Raw genomic sequence first — 23,147 nt, forward strand, 5'->3', positions numbered from 1 at the left:
CTGGGGTTGCTATCACGAGGGCGGGGCATCCGGTTCGGGATGTTTTGCGAAATGTGGCAAGATGAACTCATGCTGGAATGTGTCACTGCGGGGGAATCGCACGGAGCTGCCCTGGTCGCTGTGCTCAGCGGGTTACCTGCGGGCATTGAAATCACCACTGATACCCTGACCAAAGCCCTGGAACAACGGAGAAGGGGATACGGCAGGGGAGCGCGCCAAAAGTTTGAGCAGGACGTGGTGACCATCCTGTCGGGGTTGCGTCACGGAAAAACGTTGGGTTCTCCGGTAGCTGTAGAAATTAAGAACACAGAATGGCCCAGATGGCAGACTGTCATGAGCCCGGACCCGGTGCCTCGTCGGGCGCTGCTTCGGGACGCGGGGCGAGGCGACGTGCGTGAGGTGGCACGGAACCAGAAACTTACGAAACCGCGGCCGGGACATGCTGATTTTGCAGGCATGATGAAGTACGGCTTCACTGATGCCCGTAATGTGTTGGAACGTTCTTCGGCTCGCGAAACCGCTGCCCGGGTGGCGTTGGGGGCTTTTGCGCAAGCATTTCTGGATCAGGTCGCAGGTATTCGTATAGTGTCTCATGTCACGTCCCTGGGACCGGTTTCGGTTTCTCTGCGTGCCCCGGTGCCTCGACCAGAAGATGTGGATTATCTGGATCGTGACCCGGTGCGCTGCTTGGATCCGCATACGTCTGAACAGATGGTGCAGGCTATCGACCAAGCGCAGCATACGGGTGACACTTTAGGAGGAGTGATTCAGGTCATTGCTTACGGGGTGCCGGTCGGTTTAGGCTCTCACGTGAGCCGCGACCGCCGGCTGGATGCGCGTCTCGCCGCTGCCTTGGTTTCTATGCAAGCTGTAAAAGGGATCGAAATTGGTGCTGCTTTCCTGCAAGCCTCCCTGCCTGGCAGCAAAGCTCACGACCCTCTCTACCGCGGTGACCAGCCAGCTGAGGCAAACACCGGCTTGGGCATGATAGTGCGCCCCAGTAACCTGGCAGGTGGCATCGAAGGCGGAATGTCCAACGGCAATCCGATTGTGGTCTCTGCTGCGGTGAAACCTATCTCTACAGTGCCCCACGCCCTACCCACCCTGGATGTGGCAGATGGCAGCCCTGCAACCGGGTTACACCAGCGTTCGGATACAACCGCCGTGGTACCGGCGGCGGTCATCGCGCAGTCCGAAGTTGCCCTGGTGCTGGCTGATGCTCTGTTGGAAAAAACTGGCGGGGATTCGGCCGCGGAGTGTTCGCGAAACTTATGGGCTTATTTGGACGAAGTCACCCAAAGGAACACATTTTCATGACTCGCAAGATTGTTTTGATGGGATTACCAACCTCCGGTAAGACCAAAACTGCCAGGCTGTTGGCTCAAATGTTGCACGCCACCTGGGTTGATACCGATTTAGAAATTGAGCGGCGTTTCGGCAAAGCTATTCCTTGGATTTTTAAAGAACTTGGGGAGGAAGGCTTTCGCGCCCTCGAATATGCGGTGGTACGGGATGTTCTGCGCGGACCAGCTCAGATTGTTTCCCTGGGAGGTGGTGCCCCAATCTATGTCCCGACCCGTGAGTTGCTGCATGGACACACTGTCTACTATCTGAAAGCGGATCCAGACTTTCTGGTGGACCGTCGGGGGGGACGTGCCGGGCGTCCTGGATCACATAAAGGCACCCAAGTCCGTCCTTTGCTGGCAGGCGACTTGCGGAAACGGATGCATGAGCTGTATCGGGAACGAAGAGATATTTATGAAAGCATCGCTTCGGTGGTCATCGACGCGCAGCGCAAAAGTGGCGAAATAGCAAATGCCATTATCACGCAGGAAGAAACTCTGGCTGGTCGTCTCTGGGTGTCTACTCCGAGCCAACCCTATGCCGTCAGTTTCGGGCAAGATTTAAATTCTCAGGTGACCGACTTGATGAAGGCTCACACGAAAAAAGTTTTGGTGTTGAGCGCGCCTCCGGTCGCATCGGCAGCAAACAGTTTAGCGCTGCACCTAGATTCGTTGGGCAAACACGTCACCGTGAAAGTGTTGCCTGACGGAGAGGCTGCTAAGCAGCTTCCGGTGCTTTCTGAAGTATGGGAAGCAGCTGCCAGTGCCGGTCTGGAACGCCGCGATTTAGTGGTTGCCCTGGGCGGAGGAGCCACTACTGATTTGGGTGGTTTCGCGGCTGCGACCTGGCTACGCGGCATTGACCTCATCACGGTGCCGACCACCCTGCTGGCGATGGTTGATGCCGCAGTTGGAGGCAAGACTGGTATTGATTGGAGTACCGGGAAGAATTTGGTGGGAGCGTTTTATCCTCCCATCGGGGTGGCGGTGGATTTCACGACTTTGCGGACGCTCTCTCCCCAGCATCTGCGAGAAGGCTTAGCGGAGGCTCTGAAGTGTGGGTTTATCCGCGACCAACAGATTCTAGACATTGCTCAGGATAATGCGCCGGCGCTGCTGGATCCCGATTCCCCTTCGCTTCGCGAAATTATTCGGCTGGCTGTCACGGTAAAAGCCGACGTGGTATCTGCCGATTTATATGAATCAGGGCAGCGGGAACACCTGAATTACGGTCATACTTTGGCGCACGCCATAGAACGGGTAGAGGACTACCGTTTCCCCCATGGTCTAGCAGTGTCTATTGGGATGGTGTTTGCGGCAAACCTCGCCACGGTGCTGGGTTTAGGTTCAAAAGACTTGTCTGCGCGCCTGCGTGAGCAGCTGGAAGCTGTCGGTCTGCCCACCACCTATACCGACCACACTTTTGCGGAACTATTACCCGTCATGTTCACCGATAAAAAAGTTCGTGGCGGGCAGTTGCGGTTTGTCCTGCTGGAAGATTGGGGCAAACCCGTGGTCGTTCCGGTGGCTGATTCCCAAGCCCTGGTCAAGGCGGCAGAACTGACAGGAATTCCCCTGTGAGTCGACGCTGTTCGCTAGCTTTAGTGTCTCTGCCGGGAGCTCGCCTGCAGGAGTTGGCACAGGCAATTTCGCCGAACCTCGGGCTGCCCGTAATAGGTGCAGAGGACTTCGGTTCCTGGTCGCCGCACTGCGCTCCCGCCGTGTTCGTGTTGCCCTCTGACGTGCTCGAGAGCGGGGCAACTGACCGGGTAGAGGACTTTCGGCACGCCGGGAATCCGGTCTTTTTCCTGGATCTGCCATGGGAGGACTCGTGGCACGCGATGAACCCGGAGAATCTCCGTGACCCCAACGGCTTGCCTTGGCGCGCAGCCTATCGTCGCTTAGCCAAAAGCCGTCGCGAGCAACTCATGGCGCACGCTGACCACACGGTCGACGTGGACGGTACTTTCACAGAATTGGCGCACCGCCTGTTGAAAGTTATTACTACAAACGGCTATAGTTAGCCAGTGGTCTGCTTTTTCGGTAGACTGTTTGAGCTGATTTTGCTAACTGTTAAGACTGTAAAGGATGAAACGTGGCAACGACTAATGATTTGAAAAACGGCTTGGTGATGAAGATTGACAACCAGTTGTGGCAGGTTGTCGAATTCCAACATGTAAAGCCCGGTAAAGGACCGGCTTTCGTGCGCACCAAGATTAAGAACATCCTTTCGGGCAAAATCGTTGACCGGACCTTTAACGCGGGACTAAAGATTGAAACCGCGACCGTGGATCGTCGCGACATGACCTACTCATACAACGACGGCACCGATTACGTATTCATGGACGAAAAGACCTTCGAAATGGTCAACGTCACCCCTGAAATCGTGGGGGATGCCGCACACTTCCTGTTGGAAAACCAGAAATGCATCCTGGCTTTCAACGAAGGCAACGTTTTGTTTATCGAGTTGCCTGCCTCGGTCGTGCTTGAGATTTCGCATACTGAACCCGGTCTGCAAGGTGACCGCTCCAATGCGGGCACCAAGCCTGCCACCCTAGAGACGGGATACGACATTCAGGTACCGCTGTTCTTGAATATCGGTGACAAAGTGAAGGTTGATACCCGCTCTGGCGACTACATTTCGCGGGTCACTGATTAATACTGTCGTGGACGCGAGCCGGGGCGCAGGCTTCCGGCTCGCGTTACGCATTTTCGCGAGGGGATGAGACCGTGGGACACAAATTGCCGCGACGCACGCGGGAGCGGATACGTGCCGTTGACGTGCTGTATGAGGCGCACGTGCGGGGCTGGGACACTCCTGAAGGCATATTTTCTCTGTCTCAGCTGCGTCAAGACGAGACTACCGCCCAAACTCCATTACCGGCGTATGCCGTGGAAATATTGGAAGGCGTGGCGGAGCATTTGGAGCGGATTGACGCAGCTCTAGCTACGTACTCAAAAGCCTGGCCTTTGCATCGGATGCCGGAGGTCGACCTGGCGATTATGCGGGTCGCGGCTTGGGAAATCTTGTTCAATCCTGATGTTACTGGACCGGTCGCTATCACCGCGGCGATGCAAATCGCAGAGGAACGATCGACTGACGAATCGCCGAAATTTATTAACGGTTTGCTGGGCGCCATCGACGACATGAGGGATACGTTGAGCAATACTGAGACTGACCAAACTTTGAGTGGTGAGGCAATTGCCAAACTTGAGTTCTCGGTACCTCAGAGCTTCGATACCGTCGCCAAGACCGCAGCGGCGGGCGGTGTTTTGGAACAGATTGACTTAGACAGCCTGGAATAGAGTCCGCAGTTAGTCTCGATTCATCATTTCACGCAAGATGTCCGCGGATTTTTCCGAGTTCTCCAAAGTCTCGTTGATGGTTTGGGCTTTCTGTTGTGCTTTTGCCCACTTTTGGAAACGAGCCGCAGCCTCTGGTGAGTTGTCTGGTTGGGTGACCTCGTTACTCAATCCCGGCTTGTCCTCGTTGCCAAAAAGAAGCTGCATTAATAGCTCGCGTTTCTCGTCCATAACCCTATTATCGGCGATTAATTCCCCGAGTTTAGCCTGAAAACGCCCGATGTTGAGATTTGTGGGCGGTGGTGTGTCTGTTGCGTGCAGAGACACCATAACTGACCCCTTTTTCGGCGTCATGGCGTGAGATTCGGAGGTGACAGAAAAAACGTGTACTATTGAGTCGCTATAAAACCTTTAATTTTGCCCTGTGAGGCAGAAAGGAAAAATATGGAAAAAACAGTGTTGGGCAGTGCTGACATTGCCCGTTCGCTGAAACGACTGGCCTTCGAGATAATGGAGAAAAACCAAGGTCTTGAAGATGTCGTTCTGTTAGGAATCCCCACCCGTGGCGTTGATTTAGCCAATCGGTTGGGGTCTTTTTTAAAGGAAAATAATCCCGATACAGACGTCCCGGTTGGCACCTTGGACATCACTCTGTACCGCGATGATCTTTCCCGTCAACCGATACGAGTCCCGAAGCCCACTGTGATGCCCAAGGGCGGCATTGACGGCAAGACAGTCATCCTGGTCGACGATGTGCTTTATTCCGGACGAACCATCCGGGCTGCGCTCGATGCTTTGAATGACCACGGTCGACCTGCCCAGGTGCAGTTAGCCGTGCTGGTGGACCGCGGTCACCGTGAACTTCCGATTCGCGCCGACTATATCGGCAAGAATCTGCCCACGTCACGCGCGGAACAGATACTCGTAAAACTTCAAGACAGTGACGGCGAAGACGCCGTGATTATTGCAGACGGGAAGGAATAAAGACTATGCGACATTTGCTCTCTGCGGCTGATTTGAGCCACGAAGATGTCCTGAAAATTTTGGATACTGCCGAAGCTATGGCGATGACCCAGGCTCAAAAGGTGAAAAAATTGCCGACCCTGCGCGGCAAAACCGTGGTCAACCTCTTTTTTGAGAACTCCACTCGCACCCGGATTTCTTTTGAAACCGCTGCTAAGCGTCTCAGCGCGGACGTCATCAACTTTTCCGCGAAAGGATCCTCAGTAGCCAAAGGCGAGTCTTTGAAAGACACGGCTTTGACCCTGCAGGCCATGCGGGTTGACGGTATCGTAATCCGTCATTCCTCCTCCGGAGCGGCTTACCGTTTGGCTAACGCTGGGTGGTCTGACGTGCCGGTGCTTAACGCTGGTGATGGTGAACACCAGCACCCTACCCAGGCTCTGCTCGACGCGATGACACTGCGCCGCCACTACCTGGGGCTGAGCGGTGGCGACTTGGCTGGTAAGGATCTCAACGGTGCCAACGTGGTGATCGTGGGCGACATCCTGCACTCTCGTGTGGCCCGTTCCAATGTGGACTTGATGTCAACTTTGGGTGCCCACGTGACCCTGGTTGGTCCGCCGACCCTGATGCCGGTCGGAGTGGAAAATTGGAAATGTGATGTGAACTACGACTTGGATGCGGCTTTGGCAACCGACCCTGACGCAGTCATGATGCTGCGGGTACAACGCGAGCGTATGAGCTCTGCCGGTGGCGGTTATTTCCCCTCCGTGGTCGAATATCACCGCGCTTACGGTTTGAATAATGTCCGTTTCGCTAACCTGCCGGAACACACGGTAATCATGCACCCCGGTCCGATGAACCGTGGGGTGGAAATCTGCGCCCAAGCCGCAGATTCCGCAAAGTCTGTCATTGTTGAACAAGTTGGAAACGGCGTGAGCGTCCGGATGGCTGCCCTCTACCTTTTGCTCGCGCCGGAAGGAGGCCTGCTGTGAAGGAATATTTGATTAAAAACGTAACCCTGCCGAACGGTAAAGGGGCTGACATTGCTGTCAAAGACGGCATTTTTGCAGGGGTAGGGGCCAACGCGGCGGATGCCGTTTCGGCTGGCGCTACCACCATTGATGCCAACGGCTTAGTGGCTCTGCCCGGTCTGGTTGATATGCACACTCACCTGCGCGAACCCGGTGGCGAAGACGCGGAAACAGTCGCGTCGGGGACCCTCTCAGCTGCTTATGGTGGTTACACCTGTGTTCACGCGATGGCTAACACGACCCCGGTTCAGGACAACGCCGGTATCGTCGAGCAGGTTGTCCACTTGGGGAACCTGGCGGGCTGGGTGCAGGTGTGCCCAGTTGGCGCCGTTTCCGCCGGTCTGCAAGGCGAACACCTGGCTGACTTGGGGTCTATGAACCGTTCGGATGCGCACGTCACGGTGTTTTCTGATGATGGTAAATGCGTTTCTGACCCGGTGCTGATGCGTCGTGCTCTGGAATACGTGAAAACCTTTGACGGTGTAGTCGCGCAGCACGCCCAGGATCCGCGTCTGACCGAAGGCGCCCAGATGAACGAGTCTCCGCTGTCAGCGGAAATGGGTATGCCTGGATGGCCGGCGGTGGCGGAAGAAGCCATTATCTTGCGTGATATTCAGTTGGCTTCTCACGTGGGTTCACGAGTCCACATTTGTCACGTGTCTACCGCAGGTTCGGTTGACATTGTGCGTTGGGCCAAGAGCCGCGGCATTGCCGTGACTGCCGAAGCCACCCCGCACCATATCTTGCTGACCGAAGATAAGGCGCAAACTTACGACCCGCGCTACAAGGTCAACCCGCCGCTGCGCACCTCTGCGGACACCGAAGCCGTGGTGGCAGGTCTGCTGGACGGCACTATCGACTGCATCGGCACCGACCACGCGCCACATCCTCTGGAAGATAAGGACTGTGAGTGGCAAGCTGGGGCTTGCGGCATGATTGGTTTGGAAACCGCTCTGCCGGTGGTCCAGAAAGTCATGGTCGATACCGGCAAGTTCACGTGGGAGGACGTGGCACGAGTCATGTCCACCGCGCCGGCACACATCGGGCGAGTCAAAGAACAGGGTCAGGGCATCGTCACCGGTAAACCGGCGAACCTGACCTTGTGGGATCCCTCCACACGCCGCACTATTGACCTGAACTCCCAGCATTCCCTGTCCACAAACACACCCTACCTGGGCATGGAGCTGCCCGGTCAGGCGCGGTACACCATGTGGAAGGGCGAGTTCACGATTATGGATGCCACGGCTATCCCGCTCGACCAGCGCTGAAAGTATGACCGTGACGGAACTGCCCAATCTGGGTAGCAATCTGCGCGGTTATACCCGGTCTGTGTCGCCGGGTTATATCTGAACTAAATCGACTTCGAAGGCTTTGTCTAAGTGGGCAAAGCCTTCGAAGTTGCTTTTAATGAGCGACGCGAAGGAGCTCGAGTTTCAACGCGCGATTCCGATTCCAAATACTTTGCGCCACCAAATAAATTAAAGAGTGGACCGTCGCAGGCAATCTTTTGGGGAAACGTGAACTGAAAATGGAAAAGTTTGTTACCCGGAACCCCGGTAAGGCATAAAATAACTTTTCAAGACGTTCGAGCGTAGTTGCTCGAGCAGATTCTTGACACTAACTGCGAAAGGGAAGCTATGAGCGCTGCGCCGGAAACTAATCCTGTTAAACCCTTCGGGAAACGCTGCTTGGAAACCATTGCGAACCAGGGTCCCCTGTGTGTGGGCATTGATCCTCATCCGGAGCTGCTGGATGCTTGGGGATTGCCACGCAGCGGGGCCGGCGTCTGGGATTTCGCCATGCGCGTGATAGACGCGCTGGGTGATTTGTGTGGATTCTTTAAACCGCAGTCGGCGCTGTTCGAGGAATACGGCACTTCTGGAATCTCTGCGCTCACCGCGACATTGCGGGCGATTCATGATGTCGGGGCAATCAGTATTGCGGATGTGAAGCGCGGTGACATTGGTTCTACTATGAGTGCTTACGCAAGGGCGTATCTGTCAGAAGGACCGTTGGAAGCGGACGCGATGACGTTGAGTCCTTTCTTGGGATTTGAGTCGCTGCGTCCCGCGCTGGACTTGGCAAAACAGAACGGAAAAGGGACTTTTGTGCTCGCGTTAACTTCAAACCCAGAGTCTGCTCCCGTCCAATCAGCGATGATTATGAATGCGGGCGGACAGCCGGTATCTTCCCTGGCTGCGGACATTATGCAACGTGTGGGTGCGGAGAATCACGTGGCGGCACAAGCGGGACACTGGGGTCACGTGGGCATGGTGGTTGGAGCTACTGTAGGGGAGCGGATGCGCGGTCTAGAGCCTTTGCTAGATGCCGCTAATGCGCCCCTGCTGGTTCCTGGTTTTGGAGCCCAGGGTGGAAACACTGAAAGTATCGCCACAGTGTTTGGAAAGGCCACTGAACGGATTATTGTTTCGAGTTCTCGCGGAATTTTACGCTGCGGTCCGGAACCGAGCGCGCTGCAGGCAGCCTTCAAAGAAAATTTAGATTCCCTTAAATCCCTAATTTCGTGAAGCAATCCTGTATAGAATGCTCAATAGAGTTGGTCATTGACCAATTCGCGTTCACAAAGAAGTCAGAAAACAGGAGTTTAGCAAATGGCACTTCCTCCACTTACCGCTGAACAGCGCGCAGAAGCTTTGAAGAAAGCGGCTGCGGCGCGTAAACACCGTGCTGAGATTAAAGCTGATTTAAAGAACCGCAAAAAGACGCTATCGCAAATCCTTAAGGCTGCCGAAAAGGACGAAGCCCTAGCAAAGATGAAAGTTCAGTCCTTGCTGGAGTCGCTGCCTCGGGTTGGCGCTAAAACTGCCGCTTTGGCAATGGAAGAAATCGGGATTTCCCCGGCTCGTCGCATTCGTGGTCTGGGACCCCACCAGACTGCCGAACTTATCAAGCGTTTCGGCTGATGGTCGCTGCCGGCTCCGCTGCCCGGCTGTTCATACTTAGCGGACCTACCGCTGTTGGAAAAGGAACAGTGGTAGGTTCGCTTTGTGCGACTTTTCCGGGTGAGTTTTATCTTTCTGTCTCTGCCACCACTCGTGACCCTCGACCGGGGGAAGTGGACGGGCAGTCCTATTTCTTTATGACGAATCCCCAATTTGAGCAGCTTATTGAATCCGGGGGTCTGCTCGAGTGGGCACGAGTCCACGGCAAGAATTATTACGGTACTCCCGCTGACCCGGTCGATGAGGCATTGCGTCAGGGCAAACCGGTTCTGTTGGAAATCGATTTGGCAGGAGCCCGGCAGGTGAAAGCGAAACGCCCGGATGCTCATACCATTTTCCTCAAACCCCCGTCTTGGGAAGAGCTGGTGCGTCGTCTGCAAGGTCGCGGTACGGAATCTTCCGAAGAACAGCTCCTGCGCCTCAATACGGCACGCACAGAACTGGCTGCCGCCACGGAATTTGATGAGATTGTGGTCAATGACGAAGTGCCCGCCACCACCGCGCAACTGGCTAAAATTATGGGTTTGCGCTAGGATAGCTGGGCTGAAGAAACCAAATTCACTATTGAGGGGAAACTTTTATGACCGGAACCGTCGCCCGCCCCGAGGGCATTACCGACCCGCCTATTGATGACCTGTTGGAAAACGTTGATTCCAAGTACGCTTTGGTGGCTTTCGCGGCGGCTCGCGCACGCCAGATTAACACGTACAATCAGCAGCTGGAAGCTGGTTTGTTGGATACTATCGGTCCGCTGGTTGAACACGGTCCGCGAGAAAAGCCACTGTCCATCGCGATGCACGAAATCGCCCAGGGCATGTTGGACATGGAGCTGAAGGGCGATGAGCCCGAGGAAGAAACTCCTGAGGAAGACACGCCGGCACCGGTGGATCCGCTGGCAGCCTTGGCAGCATCTTTCCCCGAGGGGCTGGCGAAAGATGACGACGCCTGATAGCAGCGCCCCCGACGCTCCTGAAAAAACCGTCATTTTGGGGGTGGGTGCCTCCGTGGCTGCTTTCAAAGCCATCGAGGTGCTGCGCAATCTCATTGCTGCCGGCGTTGATGTGTGGGTTTGTCCCACGGTCGATTCCCTCAATTTTGTGGGAAAAGCGACTTGGGAATCCCTAAGTAATCACCCCATTCACACCAACGTATTTCAGACTCCGGACTTCATCACCCACATTACTCTGGCCAGGCAAACTGACCTGTTCCTAACGGTGGGGGCTTCTGCCGATTTGATGGCGCGGTTCCGCGTAGGCATGGCAGACGAGTTTCTCACGCTGGTCGCTCTCGCGGTAAATTGCCCACGTCTCATCGCGCCATCTATGCATCCTACGATGTGGGAGAACCCGGCAACACAGGAAAACGCTGCGGTGCTGCGTGATTGGGGCTGGCATTTTATCGGTCCCGGAACCGGTAAGCTGGCTGACAACACTTATGGCATGGGACGTTTGAGTGAACCTGAAGTCATCTGTGATGAGGTTCTGACACAGCTAGGTGTGAGTGTCCCCGGTTCAAATAATTAGTTTTCACAAGGTCGCCCCATGAGTTTTCGTTCTGTAGTGGTTTCCGCGGGGGGAACCCGCGAGCCTTGGGACGAGGTGCGTTTTTTAGGGAATCGTTCCACCGGGCGCCAGGGTTGCGAAGTGGCTCGGGCTGCCCTTGAGGCTGGCGCAGCGGTCACTCTCGTGGCTGCCAATGTGGAAGCTGCGTTGATTCCTCACGGAGTGACGGTTGTGGACGCGCCTACCGCTGAGGATATGCTGCACCATATGACCGCCTTCTCGCCGCAGGCGGACTTGGTGGTCATGTGCGCCGCAGTAGCTGACTTTCGCCCGATTCGTGTTGCCGGAAAAATTTCCCGCCACGACGCAACAATCCCTACCTTGGAACTGGAACGTACCCCAGACGTCCTTCTGAACCTGATTCGACAGCGGCGCGAAGGACAGACCATTGTCGGATTTGGGGCGTTGGCCGGCAGCGAAGCACAGGTACGGGAGAACGGTCGTAAGAAAGCTCTGGATAAGGGCGCTGACCTGCTGTGTGTTAATCGTGTAGGGGACGGTCACGGCTTTGCGACCGCGACCAACACTTTGATATTTTTTGATTCCCAAGGAAACGAACGAGGTCAAGCCAGCGGCACGAAATTTGAGGTGGCACAAGCTATGTTGCGGCTAGCTGGAGAAATCTCACAAAGTCACTAGAATTAATTTATGAGTAAAAAAGTAACTTTCACATCTGAATCTGTCACTGAAGGACATCCCGATAAGGTTTGTGACCGGATTGCCGACTCAATCCTGGACGCTATTTTGGAACAAGATCCGGCGGCGCACGTTGCGGTAGAAACGTTCGTTACGACCGGACTGGTGCATGTTATGGGTGAGGTGACGACTGAGGCCTACGTGGAGATTCCCCACATTGTGCGCCACGAAATCGCCCAGATTGGATACACGTCCTCGGATATTGGTTTCGATGGACGCAGCTGTGGCGTGATGGTGTCTCTGGGGCAGCAATCGCCAGACATCGAAGCGGGCGTCAGTCATTCTCTGGAAGTGCGTCAGCGTCCGGAAGCCTACGATCCTCTGGACGAGCAGGGTGCCGGGGATCAAGGCATCATGTTCGGCTATGCCTGTGATGAAACCCCGGATTTGATGCCCATGCCGATATGGTTGGCACACAAACTTTCCCAACGCCTGGCTCAGGTGCGCAAAGAAGGAATTGTATCCGGATTACGTCCCGACGGCAAAACTCAGGTCTCTATTGAGTACGAGGACGGGGTGCCACGTGCCCTGTCGACCGTCGTGGTATCCACCCAACATGCTCCAGATCGCACCCAGGCTGAGCTCCATGCCATGGTCGAAGCGGAGGTGATTCGTCCGGTGCTCGACCAGTTGAATATCGAATTGGACACGAAAAACGCGGAAATTTTGGTGAACCCCTCGGGACAGTTCATTATCGGCGGACCTGCTGCAGACTCCGGTTTGACCGGTCGCAAGATTATCGTCGATACCTACGGGGGCATGGCACGTCACGGGGGAGGAGCGTTTTCTGGCAAGGACGCTTCAAAGGTCGACCGTTCTGCGTCTTACGCCCTGCGTTGGATAACCAAGAACATCGTGGCGGCAGGTCTGGCGAAGCGTTGCGAGATCCAAATCGCGTATGCCATTGGTCGAGCCAATCCGGTGTCTCTGTCGGTGGAAACCTTCGGGACCGGAGTCGTGTCGGATGAGGAACTGGCAGCGGCGATTCGTGAGACCTTCGATTTGCGACCTGCGGCCATCATTCGAGATTTGGATTTGACTCGTCCGATTTTCCGCTACACCAGCAACTATGGACATTTCGGACGAGACGGTTTCAGCTGGGAAGAGACCAATCGAGCGCAAGCTCTCAAGGATTATTTTCAGTGAAGCCGACTGCGGGGCAGGGCAGGGTTTTGCCCTGACTATCGGGATGAAATGACAACTGTTAGATTTTCGTCTCCGGGGTATGAGCTGTAATTAAGTCGTGTTTTCTGAACCGATTTTGCCGCTGGACGATTTCGCACCTCCCGAACCTCGGGAGGTGCGGGTCCACGGTGTGGAAAAGCCTGTGGCAGCAGTTCTGCTCAATACGTTTGCTCCTGCTTTGTCTCATCCTCTTGACTTCCTGATTCCTGCGAAACTCGATGCTGTGGCGGTTCCAGGGGTGCTGGTGAAAGTGAAAGTGGGGACGAAACGCTACACCGGGGTCATCGTGGAACGCAAGGATAGTACTGATTGGCAAAAACCGCTGCGGGAAATCGAACGGACTTTGGGTGACCTGCCCTTGTTGGACATCCCCACTCTGGAACTGCTGGAAAATGTCTCTCTGTACTACGGGACGGGACCTTCCGCCCTATTGCGTTACGCCCTGCCGGAGCGGCGAGTCAAGGTAGAACAGGACTTTTCTACCGCCCCTTCCGAGCTGGACCCGATTCCAGTCACCGTGCCACCACCAGAACAAACAACTTGGGCACGCTACGCAGGCGGCGTCGAGTTTTTCTCTGACTTGTGTCAGGGACGCCACCCTCGTGCTGTGGTCAGCGCGTTGCCACTGGGGAATAATCCGCATTTCCAGCCATCGTCGCGATTTCAGCCCATCGCTGAGTTAGTGTCGGCGGCATGGTCGAACGGGGAGCAATCCCTGATAGTGATGCCTACGGTAGAACAAGCCGACGAGGCATATCTGTATTTGCGTGACTACTTCGCCGACTCGGATCAAGTGGTGCTCTACACCTCAGAAATTCCCACTGCAGCTTCCTATGAAACATTTTTGCGTTCGCGTTTCGGGACTGCCGCAGTGGTGGTCGGCACCCGCGGTGCGGTGTTCTTACCGTTGGCGCGCCCCGGTTTGTTTTTTCTCTGGGATGATTTGGCTTGGTCCCTTAGCTCGGACATGTTCCCGAACTTTTCTGCCCGACAAGTCCTGCTGATGCGTTCTCAGCTCTGTGGCATAGCCTTAGTGTTGGCGCATTATTCAGTCAACGCAGGGGATTTGCAGCTCGTGACCCGTCACTTTGCTCGCGGGTTGGCTCCCAATCGCGAGGTCTTGCGCCAATGCACGGGACGATTTGAATTCCTCAGCGAGGATGCTCAGTTGGCAGAAGGGATGACGGGGGCAATGCTCCTACCAAATGCCGCTTTGCGTCTGGTTCGCTGGGGTCTGCAATCCGGACCGGTTTTACTGCTGATTCCCCCCGATGGAGCGTTCTCGGTCGTGAGTTGCGCAAACTGCGGTGCTAATGCTGTGTGTGAAGTGTGTGCTGGACCGTTGACCTTTGAAGGTTCCCGCCTGGTCTGCACCCGCTGTGGTAATGTCCCCGCACACTATGCCTGTTTGCGCTGTGCCAGCACGAAACTGCGCGGTCGCCACCTGCAGTCACGTACCGTGATTGATGATATTGGGCGGGCTTTTTCGGGAGTGTCGGTGTTGGTTTCGCGTCCCGGAAAAGGACGAATTGGTCTCGTAGACGGAGCCTCACGCCTGGTCATAGCCTATCCAGGCGGTGAACCTTTCGCCACGGGGGGATACGAAGCTGCGGTTATCCTGCGGGCTCACATGTGGGCTAATCGGACCGCGTTGTGGACTGCCCAAGAACTCATGCGGCAATTTTTAGCAGCCGGATCCTTGGTAAAACCAGAAGGGCGTATTTTGGTGACCAACCGGATTGATTCGCGTCTGGAACAAGCCCTGGTACGTTGGGATCCCTGGAGTTTTGCTGCCCGTGACTTGCGGGAACGCGAAGCGGGTCACTTTGCCCCCGCGTGGCGCACGGCTTTGCTGCAAGGGTCATCACTGAGTGAAGTGTTGGCATTTTTGCGCCAGGATTTCCCCGAAATCATGGTATTTGGTCCGGTTCCCGCACGTGATAATCCCGCACTCAGCACCGCTTTTGTGTCAGTGTCGCTGCGTGATAGCCAAGAATTTGGGCGGGCATTGCGCGCGGTGGAACTCCAAAATGCGCGCGAACGTAAATCCGGTAGTAGCGGTTTGCGTATCGTGGTGGATCCTCCCGATCCTGCCGGTCAAATCGGATAAGTAGTGTCAGCTCCTCGAAAAACCCCAGTTGAACTTAGATAGGATAGATTGCATGCGTATTGTTTTTGCCGGTTCCCCCCCAGTTGCCCTTCCCGTGTTGGAATACCTTGAGCAATCTGCACACGACCTGGTGGCGGTGTTGTCACGCCCGGATGCGCCCTCCGGACGAGGGCGGAAAATGGCTCCGTCAGCGGTATCCAGTTACGCGACTCAGCATGACCTGATGCTTTATCAGCCTAAAACTCTAAAGAATAATGCAGAAGCTGCCACATTTTTGCGTGACCTCCAGCCTGATTTGGGCATCGTCGTGGCTTACGGGGCGATTCTGCCGGCTGACATTTTAGAGATTCCTCAGTTTGGGTGGATTAATATCCATTTTTCACTGTTGCCACGCTGGCGGGGTGCCGCCCCGGTGCAGCGCGCTTTGCAAGCGGGGGATACTGAAACTGGAGTGACGGTATTTCAACTGGAACCGGCTTTGGACACTGGTCCCATTTATGCGACCTGTTCTTATACGGTGCCGGAGCAAGCTACGGCGGGAGACGTATTGCAAGAACTTGCCGAACTCAGCGTCAAACCGCTGGAACAAGCGCTATCCATGATTGCGCGAGGCGTTGCGCCGGAACCGCAATCCGACATCGGCATCACTTATGCGTCGCCGTTGCAGCCAGCAGAAGGTGAAATTGACTGGTCCGCTGCAGATGACACGATTGCCTGCCAGATTAAAGGATTTACGCCTTCTCCGGGAGCCTGGACGATGTGGCAGGGTTCCCGCATGAAATTGGGTGTACTGGAAGTAAATCCGCCCGTAACGATGCCTATCCCGTCTCTGGAACCCGGTCAGATTTTTACCACTCGTCACGAGGTGTGGGTTGGCACCGGTTCCGCCCCTGTTTGTTTAGGCGCGGTGGCTCCCGCCGGAAAAAAACCTATGCCAGCTGACGCGTGGGCGCGTGGAGCCCACCTGGAAAGCGGTGCGAAATTTGAACCTTCGCACTCGATGGGGGGACAAGAGTGAAGCATCCCGGGACATCTTCTGGAGGTAAGCCGCGTACACCGCGCAACCCTGCAAAATCCACGGGCACGGGACGAAATTTCCGTAACTCCCGCACCGGTTACGCCTATCGCAGTAAAACCCGGCGCGACCCCGCTCGTGACGTCGCATTCCAAGCCTTGCGCCGGGTAGACCAAGACCATGCTTACGCAAACTTGGTTTTGCCCGGTCTGATTGAACGAGCACGGTTGCATCGACGTGACGCGGCTTTTGCCACCGAGCTGGTGTATGGCACCCTGCGTTTACAAGGACGCTACGACGCTATCATCGGGCTGCTGAGTGACCGAGACATCGCAGCTTTGGATCCGGAGTTAGTGACGGTGTTGCGGATGGGGATTCATCAGATCCTCCAGATGCGAGTGGAAGATTATGCCGCGGTAGACACCATGGTTGACCTGGCACGCGACCGTTTATCTGCCGGTCCGGCAGGAATGGTAAATGCGGTGTTACGCAAGGTTACGGAACATGACCTGTCCTATTGGCTCGATGCCATCACTTCGGGACTGACCGGAGAAAAAGCCCTGAGTCGAGCGTTTTCCTATCCGGAATGGATTGTGTGGGCGCTGCGCGATGCCCTGGTCGCCACGGGTCGTGATGCCGGTGAGCTACCGGGACTTTTGCACGCCCAAAATCGTCCTGCCTACGTGACCCTGTGCGCCCGACCAGGGTTGATTAGTGCAGATGAGCTGGCGACCGCTGCCGAAACTTATCTCGATGCAGACACACGTTTGGGTGAGCTCTCGGATTGCGCAGTGGTGCTGTCTGGAGGCGACCCGCGGCGGCTGCGTGCGGTGGAGCGTGGTCTCGCCGGGGTTGAGGACGAAGGCTCGCAGCTGGTTGCCAAAGTCTTGGCAGCAGCACCCGTGACGGGGGTGGAGCGGACCTGGGTCGATTTATGTGCTGGTCCGGGCGGGAAAACGGCACTGCTGGCGGGGCTGGCGCGCTCACGTGACGTTTCTGTCATTGCTAATGAGGTTTCGCCGCACCGGGCTGAATTGGTGCGAGACTCTACGAAAGCATTTACAGACCAAATCGTGCAGGTATTACAAGGCGACGGTCGCGATTTCGGGGGACTTCATCCCGGCAAGGCCGACCGGGTTCTGGTGGATGCACCATGTTCGGGCTTAGGGTCGCTGCGGCGTCGACCGGAAGCCCGGTGGAACAAATCCGCCACCGATTTAAAGGATTTGACCGCCCTACAGCAGGATCTGCTGCGTTCCGCATTGGAAACTGTCAAGCCTGGGGGTGTGGTGGGATACGCGACCTGTAGCCCGCATCTGGCTGAGACCCGCCAGGTGGTAGAAACCACAGTGAAAAATCGCGCGGATTTGCAAGTCCTCGATGCCCCCGCGGTAGCGCGTGAGATTATCGTCAACTCGGAACATGACCTTGGTCTGGGACCGTACCTGCAGCTGTGGCCTGACCGAGACGGTACCGACGCCATGTTCCTGGCGTTGATACAGAAAAAGTCCCCTACAGAAGAGGCAATCGCACCAAAACAGTCCGAAACAGACCTCGAAATCAGACAATAGAAGAAAGAATGGATTTGATATGAGCCTTAAGATTTATCCCTCCGTGCTGAACTGTGACCAGATGCATTTTGCCAAAGCGTTGCAAGACATTAAAAGCGCTGATGGGGTTCATCTCGATATTATGGACAATCACTTTGTGCCCAACCTGACGTGGGGACTGCCCACCGCCACGGCGGTGTTAAACTCCACCAGACTGCCGGTTGATGCCCACCTGATGATTGAAAATCCAGACCGTTGGTCCTTGGAATATGCCAAGGCTGGCTGCGCAATCGTCTGTTTCCACCTGGAAGCTTCCCGTGCCCCGATACGAACCGCAGACGTACTGCACAGCTTGGGCGCCAAAGTTGGCATTGCGTTGAATCCAGCGACCCCTGCCAGCGCCATTAAAGATATTTTGGGACGCTTTGACCAAGTGACAGTCATGAGTGTGGAGCCGGGCTTTGGGGGGCAAAAGTTTATCCCTGAGGTTCTTCCCAAGATTCGCCAGCTGCGCGCATATGCCGAAGACGCCCGCTTGCCCCTCGACATTGAAGTTGACGGGGGAATTAACGATGATACCTTGCCTCTTGTGCTGCAAGCCGGAGCAAATGTGGTGGTGGCAGGGTCCTATGTGTTCAAGCGCAACCCCGAACAGGCTATCGCCACGTTGCGCACCATTGGTGCAACCGACCATACCCATTAGCCTCCTCCGGAAATTTGACCGCAGCGCCTCGCTGAGGGGCTATACTGTAGATAGCTCTGGGGGCTGTGTGATTCAGCACCGGCGGTTAAAGTCCGCGACCTCGTGCTTGCACGAGTTGAATCGGTGAAATTCCGATACCGACGGTTATAGTCCGGATGGGAAGAGCCGTGCGTTTCACCGTGCCTGGGTTTGCTTACTCAGGCGTTGGTCAGCGTTCATCTTTCTTTGCCCTGGGCTGTCCAATGAGGTGCTGCACCGAAAGGGGTGAAGATGTCGATGAGTCAGAACCGGGCAACGCCAACGTTTCATGCCGTCTCGGGATTTCGACCGCTCAATGTCATTGCCCCGCTTTCTTTAGCGTTGCTCATTGTGGCAGTCTGGTTCCTCGCGACGAGTTCTGGAAACATTCCGACCTTTATTTTGCCGCGTCCCAGCGATGTAGTTAGCTCCGGTGTGGAGCTGTTGAGCGGGAAAACTTTTTGGGTTTGCCTGGGAAACACCTTGCTGGCAGCGGCGGGCGGAACCGTTTTGGGATTGATAGTGAGCGTGCCGCTTTCTTTTGCGATTCATCATCTGCGACTCCTGAACGCGGCAGTCCAGCCGTTTTTGGGAGCTTCCCAAGCGGTTCCGGCAGTAGCTCTGGCGCCGCTGCTGTTGATTTGGCTGCCGACTCCGCGTCTCGCCATCGCGATGTTGTGCGCGTTGATGGTGTTTTTCCCCATTTTGGTTTCTACCACTGTGGGTTTGCATCACCTGAACGCCAGCATTTTAGAAGCTGCCAAACTCGATGGTGCCGGAACTTGGGACTTGTTGCGATACATGGAGATTCCCCTGGTATTGCCGTCTTTACTGGGGGGCATCCGTAACGGTGTGACCCTGTCTATCACCGGGGCAGTGGTGGGTGAGATGGTCATCGGTGGGCATGGTATGGGCACCCTGATTACTCTGCAGTCACACAACGTGGATACACCGGGCATGTTCGTGAGTTTAATCATGATTTGCACCGTCGCCGCGCTAATTTACCTGGGGGTATATCGCCTGGAGCGTCATTCCAAAACTGTAAACGCAGTTTAGCTGTGTCTCTAAGAAAGGTTCACGAGAAAATGTCACATCGTTTCATCAAGTCCCTAGCAGGGTTGGCGATGAGTGCCGTACTCCTCGCGGGTTGTGCTGCCGGTTCCACTGCGGAAAAGGGAAGTTCCGCGAGGTCTGCCGGTAGTCCTGCCGGGGCGAACCGGGCGGTCACAATCGGTTTGACTTATATCCCCAATGTACAGTTTGCGCCGTTCTATGTGGCAGCCCAAGACCGGCTGTTCCGTTGGGACGGTGGTGGGGGAGTCCGCCAGCAGCCCGTTAACCTGCGTCACCACGGTGCTGATGAGGGACTGTTCAACGCCCTTTTGTCCCACAAAGAGGACTACGTGGTGGCGTTTGCTGACGAAGCGGTACAGGCGATATCCGCCGGTATGGATTTGTGCGTCACGGGTATCCTCTACCAAAAATATCCGGTGGAAGTTATCGCCACCAAGCAATCGGGGATTACCTCTTGGGCGGATTTGAAAGGAAAAACCGTAGGCGTACCGGGTCGCTTCGGCTCGAGCTGGTTTGGTTTCCAGGCAGGTTTACAGCAGGCGGGTTTGAGTCTGGATGACGTGAAAATTTCGGAAATCGGATATACCCAACAGACTCAAATGGCCACCGGAAAAGTTGATGCGGTGGTCGGATTTTCCAATAATGACCTGGTCCAGTTCCAGTTGGCAGGGCTCGCAGTGACCGAGATTCCGCTGCCGCCAAATCTGCCGTTAGTCGGTGCTGCCGTGGTGACGACCGGCGAAAACTGTAAAACCCAAGATTCTGTGAATGAGGGCGTCATCAACGCTATGGCGCAAGCCGTCAACAGTATCCAGCAAAATCCAGAAAAAGCGGTGGAATACACAAAAAAGTATGACCAAACGCTTAACACCGCTGCTTCCTTGCAGGCTGCCAAGAAAGTCAATCAGGCGACGCTGGAGTTGGAGCAAATGCCTGACTACGACCCGGCTGACCCTGGTCGCGCTGCCGCTCCCGACCCGCAAAAATTCAAGGACATGATAGCCCTTTTAGATGAAATCGGAGCGTTGGATAAAAAAGTCGACCTCAGTTCTCTGGACCAGGCAGGTTTAGAAAAAATTGCCCGACCGTGGCAGTCGCTGCAGGCCCATTCTTCAGCCACGAAATAGATGCGGGGAACCTCGGAGGATCCGGATGGCATACACCCATATTTAATTCTGTCATATTGATATTTGGGAAAACTTCTGCCATTGCATAATCTTTAAACGTGAATAATTTCGAAGAACTGTATGAGATTATTGAAAGCCGAAAGAACGAACGTCCGGAGGGATCCCGCACGGTTGAGGAGCTAGACAGGGGAGTCCACGGGATTGGCAAAAAGATTGTAGAAGAAGCTGCCGAAGTGTGGATGGCGTGCGAATATGAATCGGATGAAGCCGCCCAGATTGAAATCTCACAGCTCATTTATCATTTGCAGGTCATGATGGTGGCGAAAGGGTTTACTCCCCAAGACATCTATCAACATATGTAGGACAGGGGCAACTTCGTCTAAAGTTTGCGTCCGATAACACCCGGAAACCAGTCACAATAGTTTGAGAAAAGGGGAATCAGCCATGTTACGAATCGCGGTGCCGAATAAGGGGTCACTGTGCGAACCGGCGGTCACGATGCTAAAAGAAGCCGGTTACAAGGTAACTCGGCGGGGACGTGAGCTGACGATTATTGACAAAAGCAACGATGTCGAGTTCTTTTTCCTGCGTCCGCGTGACATTGCAGTTTATGTCGGTGCCGGGGTCGTGTCTTGCGGTATTACCGGGCGGGATTTGCTGATTGACTCCGGAGTAGCCGCGGTGGAATATCTGGGGTTGGACTTTGCCCGTTCCACATTCCGGTTTGCTGGACCGGCGGGTAAGTTCCAAGAATTGGAGGATATCCAGGGCAAACGAGTCGCGACTTCCTATGACTTGCTGCTGAAAAAGTTTCTCGACGAGCATGAAATTTCTGGGGTCAGCGTGGTACACCTGGACGGTGCGGTGGAGTCTTCAGTCCAGCTGGGTATCGCCGATTTGATTGCTGATGTGGTCGAGACTGGTTCTACGTTGCGAGCTGCAGGTTTGCATACTTTCGGGAAACCTTTGATGGAATCTGAGGCCTTGCTGATTACTGCCGCGGGACAGGAGACTCATGCCCAGCTGCAAACTTTGGCAGCACGCCTGCGGGGCGTGATGGTAGCGCGAACCTACGTGCTGATGGACTACAACGCTCCTTCCGCCCAACTTGCAGACTTGTTAGCGATTACGCCCGGTATTGAATCTCCAACCATTTCCGACTTAGCTGAGGATGCCTGGAAAGCTGTGCGCGTCATGGTGAAAGCCGCGGATGTGAACCTCATTATGGATCGTCTCTATGCGGCGGGGGCACGTGGAATCATTGTGACTGACCTGAAAGCGTGCCGTCTGTAACACTGCGGTCCCCTCAGAGACGCGGCGCGGGGTCGTTCTCTGATTTCTTGGCTTCAGGGACTGGCACAGTGGCTCCGTAGACTCCCGCGGCTGCCGCCGCTAGGAAAGCGGCTGGGTCTTCGCTTAGGGTCCTTCCCATGGTGGAAAGTTTCACCGGGAACTCCTCCAGAGCCGCGTACAGTCCCGTAGTGGGTTGGTTGATAACCCGGTGGTGTTCCTGCAGAAGGCTCAGTTGGGACTTCACCAGGGGCGTGAAGGTTCCTTTCGGGTCGGCGAGGGTCTTTTCAACGGGATTGTCTATGTCGAAAACGGGAAGTACGACATCCAGAGGAGGCAACCCCATCCAAGTCAGCATGGTTAGGGAATGATGCGAAATTCCGTAGTGGCGGGGGCGCGCGTCACCACTGGACATGCGCAGCACTGCAATTGGATGACCGTTTAACGCCGAGGCGGTATGTAAAAATTGTGCTCCGTCCACCCCCGAGTAACCCCAGCGAGTACCGGTGCCCAGGTTGCCCGGACCTTGTGACACAATGACTGCGTCAGCTTTTACCACCGCAGACGCTACGAACAGGGCGGAAGGAAAACTCACGGCTTCGTAATCGCCCCCAAAACACTGACCGCAGGTAATGGTGGCAGCTAAACTGCCGGACTCACGCATTTGAGCTACGGTACGGGAATACGCTAACGGCAGAGCTCCGCCATCGGTTTGAATATAAACCAGCCGGGCTCGCGGGTTGTGGTGCAGGAAACCCGCCACGATAGCCGGTAAAGCCGAATGCAAATCCGTCACCAGAACCGGAAGTCCATCTAGCGTATCAGCGGAACGCAGCAGAGAGTGGTAGGGGCTGTCCGGTTCGTCCGCGCCCAACACGACCTTTTGATGTGGGGTGTAACGAGCCTTCACCAAGTGACCGGGATTAGGCAGCTCGTCCGCCGGCAGACGGGTTTCATTAGCCAGAACCATGGCTTCGCCACCGGTACCCAAGGCCTTTGCCAGGGGAGAAACTTCAATCTGGATGATGTCACCGGGCTGCGCGGCACCAAGCAACTCTGGATAGCAGATGGCTCGGCAGGTATCACCGGGCTGGAAACTCACGGCAGGCCCGGAATCTTGTTGGGGAGGCGCAGCTACAATTTCGCAGAGCAAAACCTGATGAGGGGTCTGCCGCCGCACTTCCAGAACACGTGCTTTCCGAATCATCACA

Annotated in this window: 25 protein-coding genes and 1 riboswitch; of the genes, 23 read left to right on the forward strand and 2 right to left on the reverse strand. The window is 55.5% G+C overall.

The annotated features are described in order from the left end of the window. The first annotated feature begins 39 nt into the window (after positions 1-39). From aroC to nusB, 5 genes are all read left to right on the forward strand, one after another. Complete coding sequence (gene aroC / locus HMPREF0574_RS00905; protein ID WP_004006781.1) at positions 40-1,317, forward strand: chorismate synthase; 1,278 nt, start codon at positions 40-42, stop codon at positions 1,315-1,317. Next, positions 1,314-2,924, forward strand: coding sequence for a 3-dehydroquinate synthase (aroB, locus tag HMPREF0574_RS00910; protein ID WP_004006782.1), 1,611 nt, complete (start codon positions 1,314-1,316; stop codon positions 2,922-2,924). The genes aroC and aroB overlap by 4 nt, the downstream gene beginning before the upstream one ends. Further along, a complete protein-coding gene (locus tag HMPREF0574_RS00915) occupies positions 2,921-3,367 on the forward strand; it encodes a hypothetical protein (RefSeq protein ID WP_236585886.1) in 447 nt (148 codons plus the stop codon). The genes aroB and HMPREF0574_RS00915 overlap by 4 nt, the downstream gene beginning before the upstream one ends. A gap of 71 nt (positions 3,368-3,438) precedes the next feature. Continuing rightward, positions 3,439-4,002 carry an elongation factor P gene (efp, locus tag HMPREF0574_RS00920; RefSeq protein ID WP_004006784.1) on the forward strand — a complete coding sequence of 188 codons (564 nt, stop codon included), beginning with the start codon at positions 3,439-3,441 and terminating at the stop codon, positions 4,000-4,002. A gap of 71 nt (positions 4,003-4,073) precedes the next feature. After that, positions 4,074-4,649: a transcription antitermination factor NusB gene (gene nusB, locus HMPREF0574_RS00925; protein ID WP_004006785.1), complete on the forward strand. Its 576-nt coding sequence runs from the start codon at positions 4,074-4,076 to the stop codon at positions 4,647-4,649. A 9-nt stretch (positions 4,650-4,658) separates the two neighbouring features. On the opposite strand, the gene HMPREF0574_RS09755 is transcribed toward nusB, so the two are convergent. Next, entirely contained in the window at positions 4,659-4,877 is a 219-nt protein-coding gene (locus HMPREF0574_RS09755; RefSeq protein WP_236585885.1) for a hypothetical protein, read from the reverse strand. Between the two features lie 183 nt (positions 4,878-5,060). On the opposite strand from HMPREF0574_RS09755, the gene pyrR reads away from it, so the two are divergent. The 18 genes from pyrR to hisG all read left to right on the forward strand — a co-directional run bounded on the left by pyrR (position 5,061) and on the right by hisG (position 21,939). Then, positions 5,061-5,630 (forward strand): bifunctional pyr operon transcriptional regulator/uracil phosphoribosyltransferase PyrR, encoded by a 570-nt coding sequence (pyrR, locus tag HMPREF0574_RS00935; RefSeq protein WP_370446370.1) that lies wholly within the window; start codon positions 5,061-5,063, stop codon positions 5,628-5,630. A gap of 5 nt (positions 5,631-5,635) precedes the next feature. Continuing rightward, the gene (locus HMPREF0574_RS00940) at positions 5,636-6,604 is read left to right on the forward strand and encodes an aspartate carbamoyltransferase catalytic subunit (protein WP_004006788.1); all 969 of its coding nucleotides are present in this window, start codon (positions 5,636-5,638) and stop codon (positions 6,602-6,604) included. Continuing rightward, entirely contained in the window at positions 6,601-7,911 is a 1,311-nt protein-coding gene (locus tag HMPREF0574_RS00945) for a dihydroorotase (RefSeq protein WP_004006789.1), read from the forward strand. The genes HMPREF0574_RS00940 and HMPREF0574_RS00945 overlap by 4 nt, the downstream gene beginning before the upstream one ends. Positions 7,912-8,280: 369 nt before the next feature. Beyond that, complete coding sequence (pyrF, locus tag HMPREF0574_RS00950; protein WP_036324813.1) at positions 8,281-9,171, forward strand: orotidine-5'-phosphate decarboxylase; 891 nt, start codon at positions 8,281-8,283, stop codon at positions 9,169-9,171. Positions 9,172-9,255: 84 nt separating this feature from the next. Next, on the forward strand, positions 9,256-9,567 hold the full coding sequence (mihF, locus tag HMPREF0574_RS00955) for an integration host factor, actinobacterial type (RefSeq protein ID WP_004006792.1): 312 nt from the start codon (positions 9,256-9,258) through the stop codon (positions 9,565-9,567). Further along, entirely contained in the window at positions 9,567-10,139 is a 573-nt protein-coding gene (gene gmk / locus HMPREF0574_RS00960; RefSeq protein WP_004006793.1) for a guanylate kinase, read from the forward strand. Before mihF ends, gmk begins: the two co-directional genes overlap by 1 nt. A gap of 47 nt (positions 10,140-10,186) precedes the next feature. Continuing rightward, a complete protein-coding gene (rpoZ, locus tag HMPREF0574_RS00965; protein WP_004006794.1) occupies positions 10,187-10,555 on the forward strand; it encodes a DNA-directed RNA polymerase subunit omega in 369 nt (122 codons plus the stop codon). Then, a complete protein-coding gene (locus HMPREF0574_RS00970; protein WP_004006795.1) occupies positions 10,542-11,129 on the forward strand; it encodes a flavoprotein in 588 nt (195 codons plus the stop codon). The genes rpoZ and HMPREF0574_RS00970 overlap by 14 nt, the downstream gene beginning before the upstream one ends. A gap of 18 nt (positions 11,130-11,147) precedes the next feature. Further along, positions 11,148-11,807 (forward strand): phosphopantothenoylcysteine decarboxylase domain-containing protein, encoded by a 660-nt coding sequence (locus HMPREF0574_RS00975; RefSeq protein WP_004006796.1) that lies wholly within the window; start codon positions 11,148-11,150, stop codon positions 11,805-11,807. A 9-nt stretch (positions 11,808-11,816) separates the two neighbouring features. Then, positions 11,817-13,010, forward strand: coding sequence for a methionine adenosyltransferase (gene metK, locus HMPREF0574_RS00980; RefSeq protein ID WP_004006797.1), 1,194 nt, complete (start codon positions 11,817-11,819; stop codon positions 13,008-13,010). A gap of 97 nt (positions 13,011-13,107) precedes the next feature. After that, entirely contained in the window at positions 13,108-15,159 is a 2,052-nt protein-coding gene (locus HMPREF0574_RS00985) for a primosomal protein N' family DNA-binding protein (RefSeq protein WP_004006798.1), read from the forward strand. A gap of 52 nt (positions 15,160-15,211) precedes the next feature. Beyond that, a complete protein-coding gene (gene fmt / locus HMPREF0574_RS00990) occupies positions 15,212-16,177 on the forward strand; it encodes a methionyl-tRNA formyltransferase (RefSeq protein ID WP_004006799.1) in 966 nt (321 codons plus the stop codon). Then, entirely contained in the window at positions 16,174-17,745 is a 1,572-nt protein-coding gene (locus HMPREF0574_RS00995) for an RsmB/NOP family class I SAM-dependent RNA methyltransferase (RefSeq protein WP_004006800.1), read from the forward strand. Before fmt ends, HMPREF0574_RS00995 begins: the two co-directional genes overlap by 4 nt. A gap of 19 nt (positions 17,746-17,764) precedes the next feature. Next, entirely contained in the window at positions 17,765-18,427 is a 663-nt protein-coding gene (rpe, locus tag HMPREF0574_RS01000; RefSeq protein ID WP_004006801.1) for a ribulose-phosphate 3-epimerase, read from the forward strand. A 48-nt stretch (positions 18,428-18,475) separates the two neighbouring features. Continuing rightward, positions 18,476-18,598, forward strand: a riboswitch (FMN riboswitch). A 99-nt stretch (positions 18,599-18,697) separates the two neighbouring features. Then, positions 18,698-19,501, forward strand: a complete 804-nt coding sequence (locus HMPREF0574_RS01005) for an ABC transporter permease (RefSeq protein WP_013189554.1) — start codon at positions 18,698-18,700, stop codon at positions 19,499-19,501. Positions 19,502-19,530: 29 nt separating this feature from the next. Then, positions 19,531-20,646: an ABC transporter substrate-binding protein gene (locus HMPREF0574_RS01010; protein ID WP_004006803.1), complete on the forward strand. Its 1,116-nt coding sequence runs from the start codon at positions 19,531-19,533 to the stop codon at positions 20,644-20,646. Between the two features lie 98 nt (positions 20,647-20,744). Further along, positions 20,745-21,008 (forward strand): phosphoribosyl-ATP diphosphatase, encoded by a 264-nt coding sequence (locus tag HMPREF0574_RS01015; protein WP_004006804.1) that lies wholly within the window; start codon positions 20,745-20,747, stop codon positions 21,006-21,008. An 82-nt stretch (positions 21,009-21,090) separates the two neighbouring features. Beyond that, positions 21,091-21,939, forward strand: coding sequence for an ATP phosphoribosyltransferase (gene hisG / locus HMPREF0574_RS01020; RefSeq protein WP_004006805.1), 849 nt, complete (start codon positions 21,091-21,093; stop codon positions 21,937-21,939). A gap of 13 nt (positions 21,940-21,952) precedes the next feature. Here hisG and HMPREF0574_RS01025 read toward each other — a convergent pair whose 3' ends face one another. Further along, a complete protein-coding gene (locus HMPREF0574_RS01025; protein WP_004006806.1) occupies positions 21,953-23,146 on the reverse strand; it encodes a DUF3866 family protein in 1,194 nt (397 codons plus the stop codon). Between the last annotated feature and the right edge of the window lies 1 nt (position 23,147).

The sequence above is a fragment of the Mobiluncus curtisii subsp. curtisii ATCC 35241 genome, assembly GCF_000146285.1.
In the GTDB taxonomy this organism is placed as follows: domain Bacteria; phylum Actinomycetota; class Actinomycetes; order Actinomycetales; family Actinomycetaceae; genus Mobiluncus; species Mobiluncus curtisii.

What these genes read in the sequence shown, in the direction of transcription:
- HMPREF0574_RS01010 (WP_004006803.1), top strand. Translation starts at nt 19,531, where the DNA reads ATGTCACATCGTTTCATCAAGTCCCTAGCAGGGTTGGCGATGAGTGCC.
- metK (WP_004006797.1), top strand. Translation starts at nt 11,817, where the DNA reads ATGAGTAAAAAAGTAACTTTCACATCTGAATCTGTCACTGAAGGACAT.
- rpe (WP_004006801.1), top strand. Translation starts at nt 17,765, where the DNA reads ATGAGCCTTAAGATTTATCCCTCCGTGCTGAACTGTGACCAGATGCAT.
- HMPREF0574_RS00940 (WP_004006788.1), top strand. Translation starts at nt 5,636, where the DNA reads ATGCGACATTTGCTCTCTGCGGCTGATTTGAGCCACGAAGATGTCCTG.
- HMPREF0574_RS09755 (WP_236585885.1), bottom strand. Translation starts at nt 4,877, where the DNA reads ATGGACGAGAAACGCGAGCTATTAATGCAGCTTCTTTTTGGCAACGAG.
- pyrF (WP_036324813.1), top strand. Translation starts at nt 8,281, where the DNA reads ATGAGCGCTGCGCCGGAAACTAATCCTGTTAAACCCTTCGGGAAACGC.
- mihF (WP_004006792.1), top strand. Translation starts at nt 9,256, where the DNA reads ATGGCACTTCCTCCACTTACCGCTGAACAGCGCGCAGAAGCTTTGAAG.
- hisG (WP_004006805.1), top strand. Translation starts at nt 21,091, where the DNA reads ATGTTACGAATCGCGGTGCCGAATAAGGGGTCACTGTGCGAACCGGCG.
- rpoZ (WP_004006794.1), top strand. Translation starts at nt 10,187, where the DNA reads ATGACCGGAACCGTCGCCCGCCCCGAGGGCATTACCGACCCGCCTATT.
- fmt (WP_004006799.1), top strand. Translation starts at nt 15,212, where the DNA reads ATGCGTATTGTTTTTGCCGGTTCCCCCCCAGTTGCCCTTCCCGTGTTG.
- HMPREF0574_RS01005 (WP_013189554.1), top strand. Translation starts at nt 18,698, where the DNA reads ATGTCGATGAGTCAGAACCGGGCAACGCCAACGTTTCATGCCGTCTCG.
- aroC (WP_004006781.1), top strand. Translation starts at nt 40, where the DNA reads ATGTTTTGCGAAATGTGGCAAGATGAACTCATGCTGGAATGTGTCACT.
- HMPREF0574_RS00970 (WP_004006795.1), top strand. Translation starts at nt 10,542, where the DNA reads ATGACGACGCCTGATAGCAGCGCCCCCGACGCTCCTGAAAAAACCGTC.
- HMPREF0574_RS00975 (WP_004006796.1), top strand. Translation starts at nt 11,148, where the DNA reads ATGAGTTTTCGTTCTGTAGTGGTTTCCGCGGGGGGAACCCGCGAGCCT.
- gmk (WP_004006793.1), top strand. Translation starts at nt 9,567, where the DNA reads ATGGTCGCTGCCGGCTCCGCTGCCCGGCTGTTCATACTTAGCGGACCT.
- aroB (WP_004006782.1), top strand. Translation starts at nt 1,314, where the DNA reads ATGACTCGCAAGATTGTTTTGATGGGATTACCAACCTCCGGTAAGACC.